Origin of the sequence: Microbacterium sp. LB12 (assembly GCF_037150835.1) — a bacterium.
Taxonomy (GTDB): Bacteria; Actinomycetota; Actinomycetes; order Actinomycetales; family Microbacteriaceae; genus Microbacterium.
In genome coordinates, this window is record NZ_JBBCPF010000008.1 from 66,321 (window position 1) to 89,439 (window position 23,119).

17 protein-coding genes are annotated in these 23,119 nt (G+C 65.9%); 5 read left to right on the plus strand and 12 right to left on the minus strand.

What is annotated here, in order from left to right; all coding sequences use genetic code 11:
• The first annotated feature begins 131 nt into the window (after positions 1-131).
• The gene (locus WFM69_RS14610) at positions 132-1,424 is read left to right on the plus strand and encodes a lipopolysaccharide biosynthesis protein (protein ID WP_337005899.1); all 1,293 of its coding nucleotides are present in this window, start codon (positions 132-134) and stop codon (positions 1,422-1,424) included.
• 6 nt (positions 1,425-1,430) lie between these two features.
• On the opposite strand, the gene WFM69_RS14615 is transcribed toward WFM69_RS14610, so the two are convergent.
• Positions 1,431-2,510, minus strand: coding sequence for a UDP-N-acetylglucosamine 2-epimerase (locus WFM69_RS14615; RefSeq protein WP_337005901.1), 1,080 nt, complete (start codon positions 2,508-2,510; stop codon positions 1,431-1,433).
• A complete protein-coding gene (locus WFM69_RS14620; protein ID WP_337005903.1) occupies positions 2,507-3,586 on the minus strand; it encodes a glycosyltransferase family 2 protein in 1,080 nt (359 codons plus the stop codon). The genes WFM69_RS14615 and WFM69_RS14620 overlap by 4 nt, the downstream gene beginning before the upstream one ends.
• Positions 3,587-3,766: 180 nt before the next feature.
• Here WFM69_RS14620 and WFM69_RS14625 point away from each other — a divergent pair, with 180 nt between their 5' ends.
• Positions 3,767-5,242 carry a DUF2142 domain-containing protein gene (locus tag WFM69_RS14625; RefSeq protein WP_337005905.1) on the plus strand — a complete coding sequence of 492 codons (1,476 nt, stop codon included), beginning with the start codon at positions 3,767-3,769 and terminating at the stop codon, positions 5,240-5,242.
• Between the two features lie 49 nt (positions 5,243-5,291).
• Here WFM69_RS14625 and WFM69_RS14630 read toward each other — a convergent pair whose 3' ends face one another.
• The 8 genes from WFM69_RS14630 to rfbA are packed head-to-tail and all read right to left on the minus strand — an operon-like array spanning position 5,292 to position 14,312.
• Positions 5,292-5,663: a DUF2304 domain-containing protein gene (locus WFM69_RS14630; protein ID WP_337005907.1), complete on the minus strand. Its 372-nt coding sequence runs from the start codon at positions 5,661-5,663 to the stop codon at positions 5,292-5,294.
• Positions 5,660-6,382, minus strand: a complete 723-nt coding sequence (locus WFM69_RS14635; protein WP_337005909.1) for a glycosyltransferase family 2 protein — start codon at positions 6,380-6,382, stop codon at positions 5,660-5,662. The genes WFM69_RS14630 and WFM69_RS14635 overlap by 4 nt, the downstream gene beginning before the upstream one ends.
• 32 nt (positions 6,383-6,414) lie before the next feature.
• Positions 6,415-7,428, minus strand: coding sequence for a glycosyltransferase family 2 protein (locus WFM69_RS14640; protein WP_337005911.1), 1,014 nt, complete (start codon positions 7,426-7,428; stop codon positions 6,415-6,417).
• The gene (locus WFM69_RS14645) at positions 7,425-8,630 is read right to left on the minus strand and encodes an ABC transporter ATP-binding protein (RefSeq protein WP_337005913.1); all 1,206 of its coding nucleotides are present in this window, start codon (positions 8,628-8,630) and stop codon (positions 7,425-7,427) included. Before WFM69_RS14645 ends, WFM69_RS14640 begins: the two co-directional genes overlap by 4 nt.
• A gap of 2 nt (positions 8,631-8,632) precedes the next feature.
• Entirely contained in the window at positions 8,633-9,553 is a 921-nt protein-coding gene (locus WFM69_RS14650; RefSeq protein ID WP_337005915.1) for an ABC transporter permease, read from the minus strand.
• Between the two features lie 5 nt (positions 9,554-9,558).
• Positions 9,559-11,520: a rhamnan synthesis F family protein gene (locus WFM69_RS14655; protein ID WP_337005917.1), complete on the minus strand. Its 1,962-nt coding sequence runs from the start codon at positions 11,518-11,520 to the stop codon at positions 9,559-9,561.
• The gene (locus tag WFM69_RS14660; protein WP_337005919.1) at positions 11,520-13,436 is read right to left on the minus strand and encodes a rhamnan synthesis F family protein; all 1,917 of its coding nucleotides are present in this window, start codon (positions 13,434-13,436) and stop codon (positions 11,520-11,522) included. Before WFM69_RS14660 ends, WFM69_RS14655 begins: the two co-directional genes overlap by 1 nt.
• 3 nt (positions 13,437-13,439) lie before the next feature.
• Positions 13,440-14,312: a glucose-1-phosphate thymidylyltransferase RfbA gene (gene rfbA, locus WFM69_RS14665; RefSeq protein ID WP_337005921.1), complete on the minus strand. Its 873-nt coding sequence runs from the start codon at positions 14,310-14,312 to the stop codon at positions 13,440-13,442.
• Between the two features lie 78 nt (positions 14,313-14,390).
• Between rfbA and rfbB the strand changes: the two genes are divergently transcribed.
• Positions 14,391-15,389, plus strand: a complete 999-nt coding sequence (gene rfbB, locus WFM69_RS14670) for a dTDP-glucose 4,6-dehydratase (protein ID WP_337005923.1) — start codon at positions 14,391-14,393, stop codon at positions 15,387-15,389.
• Entirely contained in the window at positions 15,389-16,795 is a 1,407-nt protein-coding gene (locus WFM69_RS14675; RefSeq protein ID WP_337005925.1) for a bifunctional dTDP-4-dehydrorhamnose 3,5-epimerase family protein/NAD(P)-dependent oxidoreductase, read from the plus strand. Before rfbB ends, WFM69_RS14675 begins: the two co-directional genes overlap by 1 nt.
• A 263-nt stretch (positions 16,796-17,058) precedes the next feature.
• Here the strand turns inward: WFM69_RS14675 and WFM69_RS14680 are convergent, their stop codons facing one another.
• Positions 17,059-19,887 carry a hypothetical protein gene (locus tag WFM69_RS14680; protein WP_337005927.1) on the minus strand — a complete coding sequence of 943 codons (2,829 nt, stop codon included), beginning with the start codon at positions 19,885-19,887 and terminating at the stop codon, positions 17,059-17,061.
• Positions 19,888-20,021: 134 nt separating this feature from the next.
• Positions 20,022-21,095: a glycosyltransferase gene (locus tag WFM69_RS14685; protein ID WP_337005929.1), complete on the minus strand. Its 1,074-nt coding sequence runs from the start codon at positions 21,093-21,095 to the stop codon at positions 20,022-20,024.
• 122 nt (positions 21,096-21,217) lie between these two features.
• On the opposite strand from WFM69_RS14685, the gene WFM69_RS14690 reads away from it, so the two are divergent.
• Positions 21,218-22,981: a DUF4012 domain-containing protein gene (locus WFM69_RS14690; protein ID WP_337005931.1), complete on the plus strand. Its 1,764-nt coding sequence runs from the start codon at positions 21,218-21,220 to the stop codon at positions 22,979-22,981.
• The last annotated feature ends 138 nt before the right edge of the window (positions 22,982-23,119 follow it).

Below are 23,119 nucleotides of genomic sequence, written 5' to 3' on the forward strand. Positions count from 1 at the left end.
TTACCCTCCCGCATTCGCGAACCCGTGTGAGTGCCAGCGCGCCCTCAGACACGCCGAGTATCATTGCCGCGGCACGAGTGGCCCGTGCGCCCGCACCCTGCGAGCGGCGTCCCGCCCCCACAGACGTCAGGATGACCACGCCGATGGCCGAGCACGAGACGATGACGAACCCGAAGCCGCAGCGCACTGGCCTGGGGGTCCACGTCCGCTCGCACGGCAAGGCGCTTCTCGCCGTCGGCGTCGCGAGCGGTCTCGGCATCGTCGCCTCCTTCGCATTCCAACTGCTGAGCGCGCGCTTCCTCTCTCCCGCCGACTTCGGCCTCCTCGCCGCCTTCTTCGTGATCGTCAACGTCGCTGCGATCGGCAGCGCCTCATTGCAGAGCAGTGTGACCGTGCAGACAGCCACCGCGCTGACGACGCCGGTAGATGCCGCCGGCAAGAACAAGAAGCGCTGGCCCCTCGACGCGATCCTGATCGGCCTGGGGGGCGGGGCCGTGATCGCCACGCTGTCACCCTGGCTCGCGACGTCGCTCAGCACCACTCCCATCGTGATCATCGCCGCCGCCGTGACGATCCCACTGAGCTTCGTTTTCGCCGATGCGATGGGGCTGCTGCAGGGCTCTGGACGAGTGGCCCAGGCCGTGTGGTGGTCGACGTTCTCGCAGATCGCGCGGGTGCTGTTCGCCGTCTTGGCGATCGCCGTCGGCATGGGACTCGGGGGTATCGTCGGCGCGGTGCTCGCCGCGCTCGTGGTGGCGGTGGTGGGCGGCCTCTGGACGGCCCGGCACGTCCCACGCCCCGTCGATGGCGTCTTCAGCCGGGCCGGGATCACGATCGTCGTCCTGAGTGTCGCATTCGCGTGGCTGACGAGCTCCGACGTCATCTTCCTCCGCGCAGGCGCACCCGAGGATCTCGCCGGAATGTACGCCTCTGTGACTGTGCTCGTGAAGACCGGGTTCCTGCTGCCATCCACGCTGTCTCTGTACCTGCTGCCCCGATTCGTGAAGCACCGCGACAACCCGAATCTCGCGCGCATCGGCGTGCTGGCGACACTCGGGCTCTCCCTCGCCACGAGCGTGGCGATGATCCTCGTGTTCCTCGTGCTGGGCGACTGGATCATCGGGCTGATCTATCCGGCCGCATACGCGCCGGCATCCGGCCTGCTCGTGCCGACTGCGCTCGCCTACCTCCCCTGGATCGCGGCCCAGGGGATGATGATCAAGATGACCAGCTCGGCATCGCCGGCGGCGGCGGCCCTCCTTCTCGTCGCCACGGCGGCGCAATGGATCGCGTTCACCCTCACGATCCCAAACATCACGGCGATGCTCGTGTCCTATGCGGCGATCGGCACGGTGGTCTTGGTCACATTCTTCGCAATCGACATGCGCAATGCGCGTCGACTCCGGCGCTCGCTGGCCGACTGAGCTCGATCAGACGCCCGGCGTCGCGAGTCCTCGTTCGATGAGGTCGGCGACGATGATGTCGGACGGCGATGCGCCAGGATCGACATCGACCACGCGATAGTCATCGGCGTGCGCCAAGAAGTCGATGACCGCCTGCTGCTCCCAGCCCGACAGCACAGCGCTGGTGCCGATGCCTTCACGGCTCTCCGACACCTTGCGATGGACGAGTGTCGGGATACCGAACACCGCAGCCTCCTGCTGGATGCCGCCTGAGTCTGTCACGACGAAGCTTGCGGACCGCAGCGCGGCGACGAACTGGCTGTGCTCGAGCTTCGGCATGACCGTGAACTTGGTCAGACCGAGGTCCGCGATCGTCTGTTCGATCGCATCACGCGAGTACGCGTCGACGATGAGCCGCAACGGCAGTGGGCTGTTCTCATCGAGCGTCTTCAGAGTCTCTGTGACGAGGGCGGAGTTGGAGATGAACTCGAAGCGGTGCAGCAGCACAAGGCCGTAGGGCTCTGTGACAGCCGCAGAGTCGCCTGCCGCGTCGCGCACCGCGTCCTTCGCGGTGTTGCCGTGTGTCAGTACCACGTTGCGCTGCGTCGAGAGGTTGCTTGCTGCTTCCTCAGTCGGCACGTAATGGATGTCGGCGAAGCGCCCGACGATACGTCGGTCGAGCTCCTCGGGGAACGGGTGCCGCCAGTTGCCGGAGCGGAGTCCCGCCTCGACGTGCGCAACAGGCACCTTGAGCCGACGCCCGATGAAGGTGCCGAGCACCGTGGTCATGGTGTCGCCATGCACGATGACGGCAGAGTCCTTCGGGAGCGATTTGCGGATGCGTCGGATGTTGCCGAGCGACCACCGGGCGACATCGAACATCCAGCCCACCATCTGGATGGGCGACTTGAGCGGCTTGCCGCGGAAGCCGTTGGCGATGACCTCCGTCGGAGCCGGGAAACCCAGCTCCGGCATCGCCTTGCGCAGCGACTCCGTGTGCTGCTGCGTCACCCAATGCTGCACAGGGACGCCCTTGTCTGTGAGGCGCCGCACGACCGGAGCGATCTTGATCGCCTCGGCGGTCGTGCCGTAGATGAAGATGATCATGAGTGCGCCTTTCCGGCAGCGGACCCGGCGACGCGGGACCGATCGAAGAATGCACCGCGATGGATAACGATGCCTCTGAGGAGGCCGCTCCAGAACGGGACGAGGAAGACCAGGATGAACGTGACGTAGGACAGTTGGGCGCGAGGCGGGCATCGATTGAGGGACGCCGGCATGAGCGGTGCGAGCAACAGCAGCAGCAACACCGCGACCAGGATGAGAGCTGCAACGCCCGCTCCCGCGACGATGAGCCAGACCATCAGCGCCACCGCGACGAATGGTGCCACAGCCGCAAGCAGCAGGATGACCGAGCGCAACGGCGATGTTCCGGCGTAACTGTCGACGAACAGAGTGCCGCGATCGAACGAGTGCCGCACGAACCCATCGACGGTCGTGCGCGGTCGGTACGTCGCCGAGAACCCGGGATCGAGACGGATGCCCCCGTTGTCCGCGATCCAGCGCAGGATCTTGGTGTCATCGGAGATCAGCTTGGCGTCACCCTCGGGCCAGGCCTGCAGGAATGCCTCCCGAAGCACCTCTCGTCGAGCCAGGAACGCGCCAGTGCCCTTGGGCGCGGAGTCGAACGTCTCCGCGGTCAGATCGTACGGGCGCGGGTCGCGCAGGTATCCGCCCCAGAACACGAACGTCGGCACTTCCCAGAACCGTCCCACCAGAGGCGAGGTCGGGTCGGTGTGCACATGCGCGTTCCAGCCTGCGGGTGCAGGGTCGGCCGCCACAGCGGGCAGGAGGTAGGCGAGCGCATCCGGGGCGACGATCACGCGTGAGTCCAACAGCAGGACGTGTTCGGCGCGCGCACGCTCGATGCCCGCCCAGCGGGCGAGAAAGCGTCCACTGTTCTCCTGACGCACCACGATGAGCTCGCCGGGGAAGTCTGCCGACAGCTGCTGGAGGACATCTCCGGAACCGTCGTTGCTCCCGTCATCGACGACGATCACCTCGATGTCGGCATCCGCCTCACGGACGGCGACGGCAAGCGCGTCCAGGGTCGACGGCAGCCAGCGCGACGAGTTGTACGACGGGATGACCACGCTCAGTGATGGGTCTCCGTTGCCGGTCATCGTGTCCTACCAGCCTGAGGGATCCCGCGATCGACGACCACGGTCCATCGAGGTGCCCGCTGGGCACGCAGATAGGATGGGACACGGTGAAGACGCACCACCCAACAATACCCGCGACTTTCTGTGCCACCGAAACCTCTCGTCGGCAGTGTCGCTTCCTGACCGAGGAGCCCCTCTGCGATGACCCGCCGGACACGACAGATCGTTGCTGCAGTACTCGCCCCGCTCGCGCTGCTGGTCGCGCTCCTCGCCTGGGGAGTGTCGTCCCCGCCCGGGTCGAGCCCGGACGAGGACTACCACATGGGCAGCATCTGGTGCGCGAACGGCCCTGTCGATGGACGATGCGAGCTCACAAGCGACGAGAAGACGCGTGAGTTGCCAGGAGACGTCGTTCAGGCGGCGGCCTGCTTCGCGTTCCATTCCGGCCAGGCGGCGACCTGTCCTCTCGATGAGACGAGCATGAAGCCGACCATCCGCGGAAACTGGCTCGACAACGGCTACCCGCCGGTCTTCTACGCGGTCATGAGCACCTTCGTCGGGCCCGACCTCTCGGTGTCGATCATCCTCATGCGATCGCTCAACGCACTCTTGTTCGTGGGCGTGCTCACCGCACTGTTCTTCCTGCTCCCACTACGCATGAGACACCTCCTCGTGTGGGGTGCCCTCGCTGCCATCGTCCCACTCGGGGTGTTCCTGATCCCGAGCGTGAATCCCAGCTCCTGGTCGATCATCCAGGCGAGCGGGCTGTGGCTTGCGACGTGGGGCTTTTTCGTTCAGACCGGACGGAGGAAGTACGGCCTCGCCGCCCTTGCGGTCATCCTGATGGTGATGGGAGCCGGGGCGCGCAGCGACTCCGCAGCCTACGGCGTGCTGGCAGTGGCAGTTGCTGTCGTGCTCGGTTGGCGGCGCGACCGGAAGTTCCTCCTCGAACTCATCCTGCCCGCTGTCCTCGTGGTCATCGCCGCCAGTCTGTTCCTCACCAGCGGCCAATCCGGGGTGCTCACCGCCGAGACCGAACGGACGTCGAGCGTCTACTCGCTGATCATCGCCAACATTCAGCTCCTTCCCGGCTTGTTCACGGGAGCACTCGGCTCCTGGGGCCTGGGCTGGTTCGATACGCCCATGCCCGCCTTGGTCTGGGTGACCACCGTGGCCATCGCGGCGGGAGTCACCTTCTGGGGCTTCAAGAAGGGCAGTCCGCGCAAGTGGCTCGCCCTGACCGGCGTGGCCGCGGGTCTGGTCGTCGTCCCGATGTACATCCTCGTTCGCGAGGGTGTACTCGTCGGCGCCGGTGTCCAGCCACGCTACGTCTACCCGATGATGATCATCTTCCTCGGCGTCGCGCTCGTGGGCCTCCGTCGTGCGAACCTCTCTCTCAGCCGCGTGCAACTGACAGTTGTCGTCGCTGGCCTCTCGATGGCGAACAGCCTGGCCCTGCACATCAACCTGCGCCGCTACATCACCGGCCTCGACGGAACCGGGGTGAACCTCGACCGCGACGCCGAGTGGTGGTGGAACACCCCGATCTCCCCCATGACCGTGTGGATCGTCGGATCCCTGGCATTCGCGATCGCGCTGTCGGTCTTCGCCTGGATGGCGTGGGGGCACCGGAAGATCGAGCGCGTCATCGACGAAACCGCGCCCGTCGCCGCGTGAGTTTCGGGTTCCCGTCCACCTCACGAGGCAAGGGCGGGAACCCCGCCTCTCAATCCTCGCGGTCGCTCTCGGTGCGAGCAGCGAGAGCACGCAGTGCATCGACCTCGGCACGAAGGATCGCGACCTCTTCGGCGACACGTCGCGTCTCGTCCTCTGCCGTAGACAGTTCCCAGGATTGATGCAGCGTCACGCCCACCAGGAGAGCGAGCGCCCCGACGAACAGCAGGTTCGAAGGCACCTGGACGCCCAGTGTGGCCGAAAGCCATACCAGCAGATCAGGGAACACCGTCAGCACGAGCATCGCGACGCCGATGATGAGCCACAGCACCGCGTACTTCTCGCGGAGGCGTTTGCTCAGCAGCATCCAGATGATGACTGCGAGCACGAACAGGGCGAACGCGATCCCGAGGAAGACGATCATGCGGCGGCCTTTCGACGTCCTCGCATCAGCGCGAGCCCGAGTGCGAACACGGAGCGGAACAGGTAGATGGTGGAGCCGATGGCCCCCTGCGAGGGGCGACCGTGCACGCGCGGCCGCATCGCCACCGGAATCTGGGTCACGGTCAGGCCTGCGTGCGCACCGGCGACGAGCGAGTCGATGGTGTCGCCGAGATACTCCGCCGGGTAGTAGCGGACATATTGGGCGATAGCGCGCGCGTTCGCGGCACGGAATCCGCTCGTGACATCGGTGAGCTTCGCGCCGGCCACGCGGGAGACGACAGAGGCGAGGAACACCATCGCCCACTTGCGCGGTCCGCGCACGGAGTAGTCCCCCACATCGGCGAAGCGCGCTCCGATCGAGATGTCGGCATGGTCGAGGCCGCTGAGCACCTCGGCGATGTTGGCGGGATTGTGCTGACCATCGGCGTCGACCTGGATCGCGCGCGCGTAGCCGTGTCGCTGAGCGTAGGTGTAGCCCGTCTTCATCGCTCCGCCGACGCCGAGGTTGAAAGGCAGCGGGAGTACGGTCGCACCGGCCCCCTTGGCGACCTCGACGGTGGCGTCAGTCGACCCGTCGTCCACGACGATCACGTCGTAGCGATCATCGGCTGCCAGAATCTCCGAAACGGTGTGGCCGACGTTCTTCTCTTCGTTCCACGCGGGGACGATCACCAGCACGCGTTCATTCACTTTCGCCACGGTTAGCCATCCTAATAGCGATACCTCCGACGTCAGCGACGTCGGTGCACCGTGCGGTTGTAGACCTGGACCTCGATCGCGCGCTGTAAGTACAGCAGTTGACACAGCACTCGCTGCCCGAGGCTCAGTCGTCGGAGGCGAGTGCGCACGGCCCGCACGTCGGCGGCGTAGATCGCCTGGTCCGCCGATGTGATCGCACTGCGGCGCTCGAAGCGGAGCGTCTTCAGCCCGGAGTATGCCCGCGCCGGGGTGATACCCATACGAAGGGCGGCGTCGAAGGATGTGAGGTGTGCCTGCACGATATCGGAGTAGTAGCCCGTGGACTTCACGGCGTGCGAGACACTGTCGCCGCGCTGGAGCCAGTAGTACAAGGCGTCCGTGCACGAGACGACGGTCGATGTGCGCTCATAGAGGCTCATCGCCACTGCGACGTCCTGCGCGTAGCGTCCGTCGGGGAAACGCACTCCTTCGAAGAGGTGAGAGCGGTACACCTTGCCCCAGTTCGCCTCACTGAAGTACTTCAGCTCGAGGCGCAGGAGACGACGTACTGCCACGGAGAACACCAGTTGATAGGCCTTGGCAGCGTCGTCGAACACGAGCGAAGAACCGAACGGATCGTCGCGGTGCTTCGCGACCTCCGCCGGCCCCTGACTCGCACCGACATTGCGCCACCGGCAGCAGCCCATGTCCGCACCGGTCTCTTGCATCAGAGCCACCAGACGCTCCAGCATCCGCGGAACCATGAGGTCGTCGTTGTCGCAGAAGGTGACGAGGTCGCCGGTGGCTCTGTCGAGGCCCGCGTTCTGTGCAGAAGCGATGCCCCCGTTCGCCTGGTGAACGACGCGGACGCGGGCATCCTCGACGGCGAAAGCGTCACAGATCGCACCGGAATCGTCGGTGGACCCGTCGTCGATGAGGATGACTTCGAGATTCTCGTACGTCTGGTCGAGGATCGAGCGCACACACGGCCGCAGATGCACGCCCGAGTTGTACACCGGGACAATGATCGAGACCAGCGGATGCGAAGCCGTCGAATCAGAGGTCATACGATCCGCACGGCCGTGGCGACAGGACCGACCGAGACGATGTCGCCGAGGATCTCGAACTCAGCGCCGTTCATCAGACCGTGCGAGGTGGGCTCGCTGATTCCCGATGCGTTGACGTTGACGGTGTACCGTCCAGGGCTGAGTCCGTCCGTCGTGAACGTGATAGACACGTCGCGCGATGCCGTCAGCGGGTCGAGCTGGATGTCGAGCATGTCCGTGTTCGATGCGAGCGCGATCTGTCCGAGCGACGAGTCAACACTGAACCCGATCGCCCACTGCTCGATGGGACGCAGCATCTCGACCTTGACCTTCAAAGTGATGTCACCGCCTGCCCTCAGCGTGCTGACGGCCTTCCCCGACTCGTCGCGGAGCTTGATCGAACGGATCTCGAGCGCCCGGGACACCTGGTCGGGTCGGGCCTGACCGACGGCGTTGTCCGCGAGCAGCTTGCGGAACGTCTTTATGGCCGTGACGGGAATCCCGTCGTAGACGAGTTTGCCTTTGTCCATGACCACCACGCGGTCGCAGAGAGCGGAGATCTGATCGAGAGCGTGGCTCACGATGATGATCGTGCGTCCCTCCGTCTGGAACTCACGGATCTTGTCGAGGCATTTCTGCTGGAACTGCTCGTCACCGACAGCGAGGACCTCATCCACGAGGAGGATGTCCGGATCGGTATGCACGGCGATCGCGAACGCAAGGCGGACGTACATCCCGGAGGAATAGAACTTGACCTGGGTGTCGATGAATTCACCGACACCCGAGAACTCGAGGATCGCGGCGAACTGCTCCTCGACCTGCTCTCTGGTGAGCCCGAGCACCGAGCCGTTGAGGAACACGTTCTCGCGTCCGGTGAGATCGGGATGGAATCCTGCGCCGAGTTCGAGAAGAGCGGCGACCCGACCGCGCTGCTCGACCGTACCGTCGGTCGGCTGGATGATGCCGCCCAGCACCTTGAGCAGCGTGCTCTTTCCCGAGCCGTTATGGCCGATCAATCCGATCGTCGTGCCTGCGTTGATGCTGACGCTCACGTCGCTGAGGCCCCAGAAGTCCTGGCGATGCTGTCGCCCAGCGCGTCCGAGGGTGACGACCCTCTCCTTGAGGGAGGAGTCCTTGCGCACGGTGAAGCGCTTGGACACGTTGGTGACCCGGATGACCTCGGGCGCGGGCACGTCGAACTCGTGCGTCTTGGTTTCGGCCATGATCACAGCTCCTGCGCGAAGTTACCCTGCAGACGCAGGAAGACACGGTGGCTCACGAAGAGCAGGACCACGCCGATGATCAGCGCGATGAGCATGCGAAGCATGAGGTTGTCCGGCCACGCGACCGCGTCGCCCGAGACCCAGAACGCACGCTGGAAGCCGAGCACGGCGAGGGTGAGCGGATTGTCGGTGTAGAGCTCGACCAACCACGGGACGGTCACCAGCTGAGACACCATCTGCCAGGAGTAGACCACCGGGGACGCCCAGAACAAGAGCATCGTGATCACGTCGACGAGGTACTGCGTGTCACGAAGGTAGACGTTCACGGCGCCGCAGAAGAGGGCCAACGCCAGACCGAACACCACGAGCAACGCGAGTGCGGGCAGGAAGTAGATGAGGCCCGCGTGCAGCGGCGGCTTGCCGATCGCAATAGTCGCGATGATGAGTACCACGAGCTGAACGCCGAAGTTGAAAAGCGCTGCCCCCGTGCTTGCGAGAGGGAAGACCTCGCGCGGGACGTACACCTTCTTGACGAGACCGGCATTCGCGAGGATCGAACCCGTTCCGCCGACGAGGATCTCCTGGAAGAGGCCCATCGCAGTGAGTCCGGCGAACACGTAGATCGCGAAGTCCGGGATACCACGTGCCGCGCCCAGGAAGTGGCCGAGCACGACGAAGTAGATCGCCAGCTGCATCAGCGGGCGCGCGAGCACCCAGAGGAAGCCGAGTGCTGAGTCCTTGTACCGGGCCTTCAGGTCGCGCTTGACGAGGAGCGAGAGCATCTCCCGGTGGTCGACGAGCTCACGGAACGGTCCGAGGAATCCTGCCGTCGACCCTTTGCCGACGGCGCCGATGCTCCGCATAGGCATCGTGGCGATCCGCGCGAACCGCGCGCTGGCCGCCGATGGCGTTGCCTCTGTCATTCGTTTCATGCTCCCTTGCTGCCGGGGGTCGGCAAGAGTTTCCGCAGGATCCGCGAGGGGCGCAATCTGCCGAGGCGGCGTCGCCACGGTGCGACTCGCTCGAAGGCAGCCCGGAATCGCGGCTCAAGCTCTGGTCTGTTCATACGCGCGTACATGTACGCGAAGTCCTCGAGTCGTCCATCGCCGAAGTCGCCGGCCGCGCGCATGCGCTCGATCTGCTGCATCGTCGTGTCCGTCAGGGTGCTGGACATCTGATCAAGATTGTATTCGAGCGCTGTGTGGCTCCGCGCCAGGTATGACGGAGTCGCGATCGTCCGGGTGTGGAAGCCGAGCTCGCCAGCCGCGTAGGACGGCATCCGTTCGAGCACATGCGCCAACCCGCCGTCTTTGTACGCCTCCGTGCCTCCGAAATCGTCGAAGCTCCACTCTGCCTCGAGCAGCAGGCGCAGCGCCTCGGGGCGCGCGAAGTACATCGAACCGTAGGGGGCGAGCGGCGAGAGCTGATCAATGGGGACGCGGATGCCGAGCTCCGAGGCGATCTCCGTGAAGCGTGGGCGGTTGTCCCACCACGCGTGCCCCATCGTGCCGTAGCCGATATGCACCATCGGCGGGTACGCGAGTCCCAGTCCGGGTTCACGCTGGAACAGCGCGACGATCCCGGCGACGTGGCCCGGGCTGTGGAGCAGATTATCGAGCTGTTGGCGGGCGAAGAGGCGACCGGGGTTGAACGCGTCCTGAGGAGTCTTCTTCGAGTGGATCTTGACGACGAGCTCATACCCGCCGTGCAGCAGCTCTTCGCGGCAAGCGATGAGGAACGCACTCTGATCGCGTCCGTCATTCGACTGCACCACGCGCACGTCCACGCTCCCCCGCGCAGTCCGCGATGCCAGTGTGTCCCGGATCTGCGCGGCTCGACCCTCATCCGCCGTCGTGACGATCAGGTCGTAGTCGCCGGGGAGACCATCCAGCCCGTCGAACATCGACGACGCGAGCTCCGGGTAGTAGATGTGGGCGACGGCCAGGGTGCGCAGCGGCGCACTCTCGTCGTAGTTCTCATCGTGCTCGTTGATCACATCGAGCAGAGCGGCGTCCGCATTCAGGGTGCGGGGCTCGACGTTCCGCGCCAGGTCCTGCATGAGGATCGGCATGGGATAGCCGTAGCGCGCCGCCGCGTCCAGGGTCCACTTGCCCACCACCGCCAAGCGGTCGAGGTACGGCGGCCATTGGAAGAACGGACGACGCTTCAGCGTCGGGCACCCAGCGTCAAGCAACTGCTCGGCATAGAGGACGGCGTGGTTCTCGACCTTGTCGGTCAGCGTCGGGAACGCCACCTCGCCGACGAACCCGTACGAGGTGAATCGCTCGGTGAAGACCGCCTCATGCTTGACCACTGCGTCTTCGTATCCATGCATGACGGGCAGGTTCGCCCAGTAGTCGATCCACTCGGTGCTGGCGACGAGTTCCTTGCGCGCAACCAGCCAGTACGACTGCAGGTGATACGCCAGGTAATCGCGCTTGGTGAAGGGGTTCGGCTCGACCCGCATGTGATCGGTCATTCCCCAGAAGTGCAGCTCCTGACGGTCCATCCGCTCGAACACCGGGTCGAACGGACGCACCGGACCGAACCAGGTGTCGTTTGCGAGGATGACCTCGTCGAAGTCGCCGATCCCGTCACCGACATGATCGAGGCCGTGCTTGTAGCCCCAGATGTCGAACCCTGAGTTGTCGCGTTCGATCACCTCGTCGGCGACGGTCTCGAGGGTTGCGCGTCCAGAGGCGGCCAGCGGGCCGTTGGAGATGACGATGATCCGCTCGCAGAATCGGCGCAGGTCCGTCAACGCGTACGGGACGTAATCCTCTACTTCGCCGCGTCGGTCGTACACGACGTAGATCAGGAGGCGTCGTCCGCCCTCGGGGAAGGTCGCCGCATCGCGAGTCGGGAACGTGGTGAGTTCGGCGGTTCTCATCAGAATCCTCCCCGGTAGTTGTTGATGCGGCGACGCGCGTACCGCAACGCGCGTCGCGCGCCCTTTGCCGCGAAGATCGCCGCATACGCCGCCTTGTAGGCGGGGCTGGCGATGGCCGCGAGCACGGGGTGGTTCATGGTGAGGTACATACGCGAGAGCCCGAACAGCCCGACGCCGCTCATCCGCCCCGCGCGCTGGATCAGAGTCACCGCGTCGACGGGGTATCCGCTCGTCGTCGAGAACAATTGATCGACCTTGTAGTCGATCGCCGTGTGACTGATCGCCGCATGCTCTGGAGTGAGCACGGTCTGCGAGTAGTACCCCGATTGGCCTGCCACGTGCGCGACGATCCGCTCCTGCACCCTGGCGAAGTCCTTGATCGGTCCGCTCGACGTGTAGTCGCGGTAGCTCAGACGCAGCTCGGCCATCGGCGCAAGTGCCTCGGGCCGGCAGAACCACATGCCTCCATACGGGGCGAGAGGAGAGACGGTCTCGACAGGCACACCCACACCGAGCTTGCGCAGCAGCCGCGTCGCTGAGGTGCGGTTTCGGGCGCCGCCCCACCCTGTACCCAGGATCGAGTAGCCGATGTGCATCGTCGGCGGGAACACGACGCCGAGGCGTGGCTTCGCCGCGAACTCACCGAGCACGTTCTGCACATACTCGGGAGACGCGAGGAGGTTCTCCGTCTGGAACCGCGTGAAGTAGCGCACGACGTTCAGCGTCTTCTTGACGTGCTTGCGCGCGTGAACCTTCACGAGCACGTCGTACTCGCGCTCGAGCAGCAGATCGTGGCATCCCACGAAGAAATCCGCCATATCGCGCCCCTTACGGGATGGCGTCACTCTGACGTCGAGTCGCGCGTTGCCGAGGGTGCGGGACTCCACGAATCGCTCGATGCGAGCGGCCTTGCGGCCATCGGTGGTCGTCACGATCAGGTCGAACCCGGCCGGGATGTTGCCCAGCTTGCCGCAGAGCTGTTCGAAGGCAGGCAGATCGCGGGCGTACACCACCGCCGCGATCCGCAGCCCCTCCGCATCCGTTCCGGGATTCACGCTCCGCTGGGACTTGATCCCCAGGAGGCCGGCATTGGCGTTCAGCGTGCGTGGTGCAACCGTTCGCGCGAGTGCGCTCAGGGCGGCGTCGCGGTCCAGCCCGTGCGCCTCGGCAACATCGAGGATGTCGCTGCCGATGATGCCGTGGCGGTCGAGATAGGTCGGATACCACGCGAACACGCCTCGATCGAGGAACGGATATCCGTCCTCGATCAGCACGTCAGCGACGTGAGCCGGAGCGTTGTTCGTCGGATATGCGTCGCCAGGGAACGCGAACTCGATGCGATGCCCCGCCGCGGCCAGCCGGGGGGCGATGACGCGCTCCTGTTCGGCCGCGCTCCCCGAGCGGCCATGGCCGCTCCAGAACGCTGACCACGCGGCGCTCTCGAACAAGGATCGGCGCGCGACGAACCAGGCCCACGGCATCGCGACGAGAGGGTGCCCCTGTTCGGGGAAGGAGCCATCGAGCTCCCCGACGATCTCAGCAGCCTGCCATCCATCTCCCGTGACCGCATCCATGCGCTCGAGCATCGCGTCGAACGAGTCGAGCGGGCCGAACCATCCGTCTCCGGTGAGCACGATCTCGTCGATCTCGCCGTGCAGCGGTTTCAGCGCCTCGAGCGCATCCCGGTAGTTCGCCGGATCGAAGCGGGAGGTGGCGACGGGGATGAGCTGGATGTCGAGGTGTGCAAGGCGGGCGTCGGCATCTGACACCTCGGTCGGCACGGTGACGAGCAGCCGCGTCGCATGGGTCGCGAGAGTTTCGAGTGCAGTGGCGGCCGTGGGTTCGAGGGTGCGCGAATCGCCCGAGAGCGCGTAGACGACGGCCCTCCGCGGGGCCGGGAGGACGCCGTTGGGCACCACTCAGCGGCCCCCCTGCTGCAATGCCTTGAGGAGATACTCGCCATACCCGCTCTTTCGCAGCGGCTCCGCGCGCTCACGCAGTTCGTCGTCCGTCAGGAAGCCCATTCGCCAGGCGACCTCCTCCGGGCAGCCGATCGACAACCCCTGACGCTTCTCGACCGTGCGGATGAAGTCCGTCGCCTCCGCCAATGAGTCGAACGTCCCGGTGTCCAGCCACGCGGTGCCGCGCGTCAGCAACTGCACCTTGAGCTTGCCTCGCTCCAGGTACTCCCGGTTGATGTCCGTGATCTCAAGTTCACCGCGGGGAGACGGCTTGAGCGCCTTCGCGATCTCGATGACGTCATTGTCATAGAAGTAGAGACCGGGCACGGCGTAATTGCTCTTGGGGTGGAGGGGCTTCTCCTCCAGGGAGACGACTCTCCCTTCGCGATCGAATTCGACGACACCATAGGCGGCCGCGTCGTCGACCCAGTAGCCGAACACGACGCCCCCGTCGAGCTCGGTGTACTGGCGAAGTTGGGTTCCCATCCCCTGCCCGTAGAAGATGTTGTCGCCGAGCACGAGGGCGACGGAATCGTCGCCGATGTGCTCCTCTCCGAGGATGAAGGCCTGTGCGAGGCCGTCCGGCGACGGCTGCGTCTTGTAGGTGATCGAGACGCCGAACTTCGACCCGTCGCCGAGCAGGCGCTGGAACGAGTCCGCATCGTGCGGTGTCGTGATGAGGAGGATGTCACGGATGCCGGCGAGGATCAGGGTCGACAGCGGGTAGTAGATCATCGGCTTGTCGTACACCGGGACCAGCTGCTTCGAGACGCCGAGAGTGATCGGGTGCAGCCGGGAGCCTGTGCCGCCGGCGAGAATAATGCCACGCATGCCCACCAGTCTCCCTGATCGAGTCCACCTGAACAAACGCCCCGAATCACGCACAGGCCACCCGGTACGCTGGCTGTCATGCAGAAACTGCTCGTCACCGGCGGCGCCGGCTTCATCGGTTCCAACTTCGTGCACCACGTCATCGGGAACACCGATGCCCACGTCACCGTGCTCGACAAGCTGACGTACGCAGGGAACAAGGCATCTCTCGAAGGCCTCCCCGCTGACCGGATCCGGTTCGTCGAGGGCGATATCGCCGACGCCGAACTGGTCGACGCCCTCTTCGCCGACGCCGATGCGGTGGTGCACTATGCCGCCGAATCGCACAACGACAATTCCCTGCACGACCCGCGTCCCTTCCTCGACACCAACATCATCGGCACGTACACGCTGCTCGAGGCCGCGCGGCGCCATGATCGCCGCTTCCACCACATCTCCACGGACGAGGTCTACGGCGACCTTGAACTCGACGACCCCGAGCGCTTCACCGAGCAGACGCCCTACAACCCGTCTTCCCCGTACTCCTCCACGAAGGCCGGCAGCGACCTGCTCGTGCGCGCCTGGGTGCGCTCGTTCGGAGTGCGTGCGACGATCTCGAACTGCTCCAACAACTACGGCCCGTACCAGCATGTCGAGAAGTTCATCCCGCGGCAGATCACCAACGTCATCCGCGGCATCCGCCCCAAGCTGTACGGTGCCGGGCAGAACGTCCGTGACTGGATCCACGCCGACGACCATTCCTCGGCGGTGCTCACGATCCTCGACAAGGGCGAGATCGGTGAGACCTACCTGATCGGCGCCGACGGGGAGAAGGACAACAAATCCGTCGTCGAGCTCATCCTCACCGAGATGGGGCAACCCGCCGACGCCTACGATCACGTCACCGATCGCGCAGGACACGACCTTCGCTACGCCATCGACTCGACGAAGCTGCGCACCGAACTCGGCTGGACGCCGACATACGGCGACTTCGAGTCCGGGCTCGCCTCGACGATCGCTTGGTACCGGGACAACGAGGCCTGGTGGGCCCCCTCGAAGGACGCGACCGAGTCGTTCTACGCCTCCAAGGGCCAGTGATGACAGAGTTCGGCAAGTCTCTGACCATCGCGGAGACGGCCATTCCGGGACTGCTCGTCGCCGACATCCCCGTGCACGGCGACTCCCGCGGTTGGTTCAAGGAGAACTGGCAGCGCGAGAAGATGGTCGCCGCCGGACTCCCCGACTTCGGCCCGGTGCAGAACAACATCTCCTTCAACGACGCGATCGGTACGACACGGGGTATCCACGCAGAACCCTGGGACAAGTGGGTCTCGGTGGCAACGGGACGCATCTTCGGCGCCTGGGTCGACCTCCGCGAAGGGCCCTCGTTCGGCACGGTCTTCACGACCGAGCTCGACCCGTCTCGCGCGATCTTCGTGCCGCGAGGCGTCGGCAACTCCTATCAGACTCTCGAGCCCAATACCGCCTACGCATATCTTGTCAACGACCACTGGTCGCCTGACGCCGAGTACTCGTTCCTGAACCTCGCGGATGAGACCGCGGCCATCGTGTGGCCGATCCCGCTGGCAGACGTCGAGATCTCCCCCAAGGATCTCGCCCACCCGCGGCTCGCCGACGTCACGCCCATCCCCCCTAAGAAGACACTCGTGATCGGTGCGAACGGGCAGCTGGGGCGCGCGCTGCACGAGCTCCTCGGAGAGTCGGCGGAGCTCGACTACGTCGGACGAGCCGAGTTCGACCTCGCCGACCCTTCCTTCGCCGAGAGCCGTCGGTGGCGCGACTACGCGACCATCATCAACGCCGCCGCCTACACGGCAGTCGACGCTGCGGAGACGGCGGAAGGACGCGCCGCGGCCTGGGCAGCCAACGTCTCCGGAGTCGCGATACTCGCGCGCATCGCGACGGAGAACGGCATCACGCTCGTGCACGTTTCCAGCGACTACGTGTTCGACGGAACCAAGGACGACGAGTACACGGAGGAAGACGCCATCTCGCCCCTGGGCGTGTACGGGCAGACCAAGGCGGCGGGCGATGCGATCGTCGCAACCGTGCCTCACCACTACATCATCCGCACATCCTGGGTGATCGGTGAGGGGAAGAACTTCGTGCGCACGATGGCCTCACTCGCCGAGCGCGATATCGACCCGAAGGTCGTCAACGATCAGACCGGGCGTCTGACCTTCACCTCCGACATCGCGGCTGGAGTTCAGCACCTGCTGACCACGCGCCCCTCGTACGGGGTGTACAACCTCTCAGGTGCCGGAGTACCGATGACCTGGGCGGAGCTCGCCCAAGTCGTCTTCACGACCACCGGTCACGATGCCTCACGCGTGACGGGCGTCAGCACAGAGGAGTATTTCTCCTCCGCAGCAGGACCGATCGCACCGCGCCCGAGTAACAGCGTGCTGCGGCTCGACAAGCTGAGCGCGACCGGCTTCCGCCCCTCCCCTATGCTGGATTCGCTCGCGGCGTACCTCGCATAGTTCGCACGCGCACCACCGACTTGACGATCGCATCCCCCCGGTAGCCCGGCCGCAAAGCCGACGGCACCAGGACGAACCCGGACAGCGCGTCGAGTTCGAGTTTCCGCACGTCATTCTTTCTGGGATTGTCTGGCAGATGGAGTGGCCATCGGCGGAAGCGGGAGCGGAATGCATACGCGAAGAGGTCGCCCGCGGGATCACGGACGGCCTCTTCACTGGTTCCTCGTGACATGTGCGCCACGGGGTTCGCATCTATCCGGAGATCATGGCACCCGCACCGTGGAGCACACGATCAGGGGGTTACCACCGGCGCCGGTGTTGATCGCATAAACGCACACCTGGTTGGCTCCCGAAGGCATCGCCACGAACTGGTTGAATCCGTGCTTGGATCCGACGGAGGGATATGCGGCCCCGACGTCAGGGCGGTCTCGGTCGGCGAGGAACCCGGTACCCACCCCGTTGACGTACACGTGCACGAGGATCGAGTCCGTGGTATCAGGGTCGAACGCCCAGCCGTTGAGAGTCGCTCCTCCGGCACTCGGCACGAAGCTCTCCACGAACCCGACGGGCACACGTCCCTGGTCGACAGCTGGCGGCGGTGCGCTCACCTTCACGGTGGAGCACACGAGCAACGGGTTGCCACCGGCCCCAGTGTTGATCGCGTACACGCACACCTGGTGCGAACCCACCGACATCGGGATGAACTCGTTGAACCCGGTGAGAGGTCCGGCCCCCGGATAGGCCGCCGCGACGTCACCGCGCGCCTTGTCGGCCATGTATGCCTTGCCGACGCCGTCGACGTAGATATGCACCTGGATCGGATCGATCGTGTCGGGATCGAATGCCCAGCCTGCCACCGTCGCGCCACCCGTTCCCGGAGACATGCTCTCGACGAACCCACGGGGAACGAGTCCGCGGTCGACTGCGGCAGTGACCTTGACCGTCGAGCATGAGATCAGCGGATTGCCGCCGGCTCCGTTGTTGATCGCGTACACGCACACCTGGTGCGTGCCCATCGACATCGACACGAACTCGTTGAAGCCAGTCCGTGGACCCGCGCCCGGGTAAGAGGCTGCGACATCGGCGCGCGCCTTGTCGGCCATGTATGCCTTGCCGACGCCGTCGACGTAGATATGCACCTGGATCGGGTCGGTTGTATCGGGATCGAACGCCCAGCCGGATACGGTTGCGCCGCCCGGTCCGGCGACGACTCCCTCGACGAAGCCACCGGGCACCCGTCCCTGATCCACAGGGGCCGTCACCTTGACGGTGGAGCAGACGATGAGCGGACTTCCGCCGGCACCGTTGTTGATCGCATACACGCACACCTGGTGCGATCCGACCGACATGGACACGAACTCGTTGAATCCATGACGCGAGCCCATCGACGGATAGGCGGCACCGAAGTCGGGGCGGTCTTTGTCGGCCCGGTAGTTCTTGGAGACGCCATCAACCTCGATGCGGATGTCGATGGGGTCGGTCGTGTCGGGATCGTACGCCCACCCCGAGATCGTCGCTCCCCCGGGACCGGCGGCCATGCTCTCGACGTGCCCGATGGGCGCGCGCCCTGGATCCGTCGCAGGCGGCACGGTCACAGTGGCGCAGCCGATCAGCACATTGTTGCCGTTGCCGACGTTGATGCCATAGGCGCAGACGCTCTGCGGCCCCGCGGGTGCGGTGATCTTCGCGCCGAAGCCGTGCGCATTGCCGTACAGCGGGTACTGCGCCATGACGTCGTTTCGCGGTCGACTCGCGACGAGAGCTGTGGCCGACGATCCCACGTAGACATGCACCGCGATCGAGCTGGCAGTGTCAGGATCGAGCGCCCATCCGGACACCTCGACGCCGCCGTCGACTGCGACTGCGGACTCGAGAGCGCCGACAGGAGGTCCGGTCTTGCCGATCACCTCGTCGCACCTGAGCGTGGAGTTGCTACCCGCCCCGATGTTGATGCCATAGACGCAGATTCGCACGCCGCCGGCCGCGGACGTCGGGATTCTCAGATCGAAACCATGCTTGTTCCCCATTCCGGGGTAGGCCGCACCAACGTCAGGACGGTCACCATCAGCCACGTAGGCGTAGCCTGCCGAGCCGATGTAGACGTGGATGGCGATGCTCTCCGCGGTGTTCGGGTCCAGCGCCCACCCGCGCACCCGGTACTCGCCAGGAAGCGCTTCGATCGTGTCGACGACCCCGATCGGGTCATCCTTCGCCCCCTGGGTCGGGCCGAACCAGTCGGTGAAGTAGTTGTAGAAGTTCCGATTGCCGTAGGCCGAGCACGCGTCTCCGGCGCCGTACCCCGCACGGAGGGCAGCCGCGTTCGGCTGGTACGGCGTGTAGTAGTAGAGCGCCGACGTCGCCTTGTTCGCGATGTACACAGGCGAGCTGCCGCAGTTCGCATTCGGGTTGTAGAGGATGTTCCATGTCCTACCCGGGGCGTACCACTGGAACCACTTTCCCTCCATGTAGATCTGCATCTGACGTGCGGCGCCGTAGATCTGGTGGAAGAAGCCGATGTAGTTCGGGTCACAGGGCGCCGTGTCAGGGCAGCCCTGGCCCAGCGCGATGTTGAAGCGCCAGGCGCTCGGCCAGGTGTGCGTGATCAGGCCCTGCTCCTTCTGGAGCATCACGATGAGCACCTGAGGGTTGATGTTGCAGGACTGGGCGACGCGATAGATGATCCGCGCGGCCGACTCATTCGCCGCACCCGTGTAGCCGCTGCAGTACGCGTCCGCGGGTCGACTGACGGAAGTGATCGTGAAGTCCTTGAGGCAGACGATCGGCTTCCCGTTCTCGTCCGTGCCCCCGAGGCAACGAGAGACCTTGCTGTTGAAGAAGGCCTGGATCTGGGCCTCGCTCATCGTGTTCTTGTTCGTGAACACGGCGTCGCTGATGATGTTGCCGGCGTCGAAGCCTGCGAGTGTCGTCTTCACGATCCCCGTGGACGCAGGATCACCGGCGACCTGCGCCGTGCTCGTCGGGGCGGACGCCGCGGCAGCAGTGGAGGCGGCGGCTGCAGTAGCGGGGACCACCGTTCCGATGACCAGGGCGAAGACAGCGACGACACAGGTGAGGAGTGGGGAGGTCCTCATGGTGTTTCGCGAGCGTGGGGCACGTCGAGACATGTGACCAGTGTGACGGAAGTTGCGTGATGATGCCACTGTTACACGCTTTGCGCCACAACTTTTCGGCGTGTCGCCCGTATGCGGAGCTTGCTCTCAGCCAATCACAGGTCGGCGTGCAGGCCCCAGAGGCGCTCCGCAGAGCTCGCCCAGGAGAACGCTCGTGACCGATCGGCGGCGAGCACGCGAAGCCGATCCGCCGCCACACCCGTCGCTTCGGCGACGGCTTCCGCGATCTCGCCACCGGGCACCAACAGGCCACCGTCCGCGATCACGTCACGGTGCGAGCCGGTGTCGACAGCGACGACGGGGATGCCGAGCGCCATCGCCTCGACCGCGCGCCACGGCCAGCCGGCGACCGCATCCGTCGTCACATATGCCGATGCTCCGGCAAGCACGGCTGCGCGGTCCTCGGGGGAAAGCGCGCCCCGTACGTGCGCACGCCGCTCGGGCAGCCCGACGGCGGACGCCGCGTCCGCGAATCGAGGCTCCGCACCCTCGGACGCGTCGACGATCACCGCGTCGAGGCCTGCGGCCAGCGCACCACGGAATGCATCGGACACGGTGTCGAGCGAACCGGTGAGCACCACGTACTCATCAGGCAGCGAGAGGGTCGCGCGTCGATCCGCCGCGTCGGCGGGCGCACGGAACCCGCGCGGTGGTGCACCCGCGATCACCCGCACCCGATCGCCGAGCTTCGCGAGCTCGGACAATCGCTGCGCGACCGCATGCGAGGGCACGACCACAGCATCGGCATGCCGCACGGCACGCCGGAGCATGCCGCGCTGCCACGCCACCGCACCTTTCGACAGCTGCTCTGGAGCGTCCCAGGCACGCAGATCCCAGAGCGTCACCGTCGTCTGATTGTTGTCGTGCACACGATCGTGGCGGACGAGCGGCGCCAGCAGGGACGGAGAGTGGATCAGGCCGCCACCGACACCCGGCGCGATGCCCAGCTGCCATGAGGCGGCGAGCTCACGCCGGCCGAACCCGAGCGTCCGGACGTCACCCACACCGGGCACCGCCACCGTCGCACCCGCGGGCACGATCGCGTCGACCGTGCACCCGGATGGCGCTGTCGCGACCAGTCCGGCGGCGAGGTCGAGCGCCGCCGCAGCCTGATCGGGGTCGACGACGTGCACGAGCTGATCCAGAACTACACGCAGCCGAGCACCCATGTGTTCAGGTTAACCTCGCGAGGCTCGCTCCCCGGGGAGTCAGCCCCCCGCGCCGCGTGAATATCAGCGTTCCCACAGAATCCGCCCACCACCGGCCCAGAGGTTCATGCTTGAATGCTCGGGTGAGCGATGGTCGACTTCCCGTCCGGCGCCGATGGATCGGGTGGACCGTCGGCATCCTGCTGTCCCTCCTCATCGTCGCCATCGGATGGGTCACGGTTCGCGGAATCGGCGCGGTGAGCAACCTTCAACAGGTCGCCAAGAGCGCGACGCAGCTGAAGGCCGCGATCGCCGACGGCGACATCGAGGCGGCGCAGCCGATAGCGAAGAGCATCGCGCGCAACGCGGCGTCGGCTCACGACCTCACGTCGGACCCCGTCTGGCACGCGTTCGGCGTCGTGCCCTGGCTGGGACCGAACTTCCGTGCAGTGAGCGACATCGCGGAGATCGCCGACGATGTGTCGTCCGATGCCCTCACCCCGCTGCTGGACGTGGCCGGCGACCTCGATCTCGCGAGTCTCGGGTTCACCGGCGGCGTGATCGACCTCGCGCCGTTCGCCGAGGTCGCGAAGCCGCTCGGCACGGCGGGCACCGCGCTGAGCGAGGCGGAGGCGAGAGCGAAGCGCATCGATGCCGACGCGACGCTCCCCCCGCTCGCAGACGCCATCGGCGAGATGCGCTCGGCTGTCACCGAGGCGGCCACCGTGGTGGGCTCCCTGCACGGGGCGGCCGTGCTGCTTCCGACGATGCTCGGAGGCGAGGGACCGCGCAACTACGTCCTCGCGATGCAGAACAATGCGGAGTTGCGCTCGTCGGGCGGCATCGTCGGCTCGATCGCCCTCCTGCACGCGGAGAACGGCAGGATCACCCTGCAGTCCCAGGCGTCGACGAGCGACTTCCCGCCCCTCGATACGGCGCTGCCGCTGAGCGACTCGACGATCGCCCTGTTCGAGGACGGCCCGGGCAGGTATCTGCAGAACATCACGAGCATCCCCGACTTCACCGAAGCGGGCGCGACGATCGCCGCCCGCTGGACGGGGCGATTCGGTGGCACTGTCGATGGCGTCATCGCCGTCGACGCCGTCGTCGCGCGGCATCTCCTGGCCGCGACAGGCGACCTCGCGTTCGGCCCCTTCACCGCGACCGCCGACAACGTGACCGACATCCTCCTGTCGCAGATCTACGCCGCCGTTCCCGACCCCGCGGTGCAGGACCAGATCTTCGCGCAGGCCGCCGGCGCCCTGTTCGGTGCGGCGCTCTCCGGCGGAGACCCGCAGGCCCTGATCGGCGCCCTGGCGAAGTCTGCCGGTGAGGGACGCATCCGCGTCTGGAGCGCCCACCCGGACGAGGAGGCGCTGCTGGCGGCTTCCGAACTCGGCGGCACGATCCCGACCGACAGCACCGACGCGACCTACGTGGGAGTGCTGTTCAACGACAGCACGGGATCGAAGATGGACTACTACACCAGGGCGACCATCGCGACGTCCGTCGGCACGTGCCAGGGCACCCCGACGACGCAGGTGCGGGTGACCTGGACGAACACCGCGCCCGCAGACGCGGCGACCTCGCTGCCCGCGTATGTGACGGGAGACGGCGTGTACGGGGTGCCGGCCGGCACCGTGCGCACCCTCATCGCGATTTATGGTCCCGAAGGTGCCACTCCGTCGCACACCGACCGCGACGGCAAGGAGGAGAGCGTGCAGACCGCCCTGCTCGGCGATCGCTCCGTGGTGCAGCACGAGGTTTCCCTCGCCCCTGGAGAGTCCACCACGATCACGCTCGAGTTCCAGGGGACGGGCGCCGGCGAGCGCCTTACCGATGTGGTGCACACCCCTCTGATCGACACCCCTGACACGCCGCGGAAACCGCTCCGCTGCGCTTCGTGACTTTCCCCGCCGGATAGGGTACTGTCGACTCACTGGGGAATATCTGGAGTCTGCAATCCTGCCGTGGGGGCAGGAAGACACCACGCAGTCGGACGCAGGGGTGTGTCCGAAGGCGATTCCGCGTGAAATTCTGGGGAG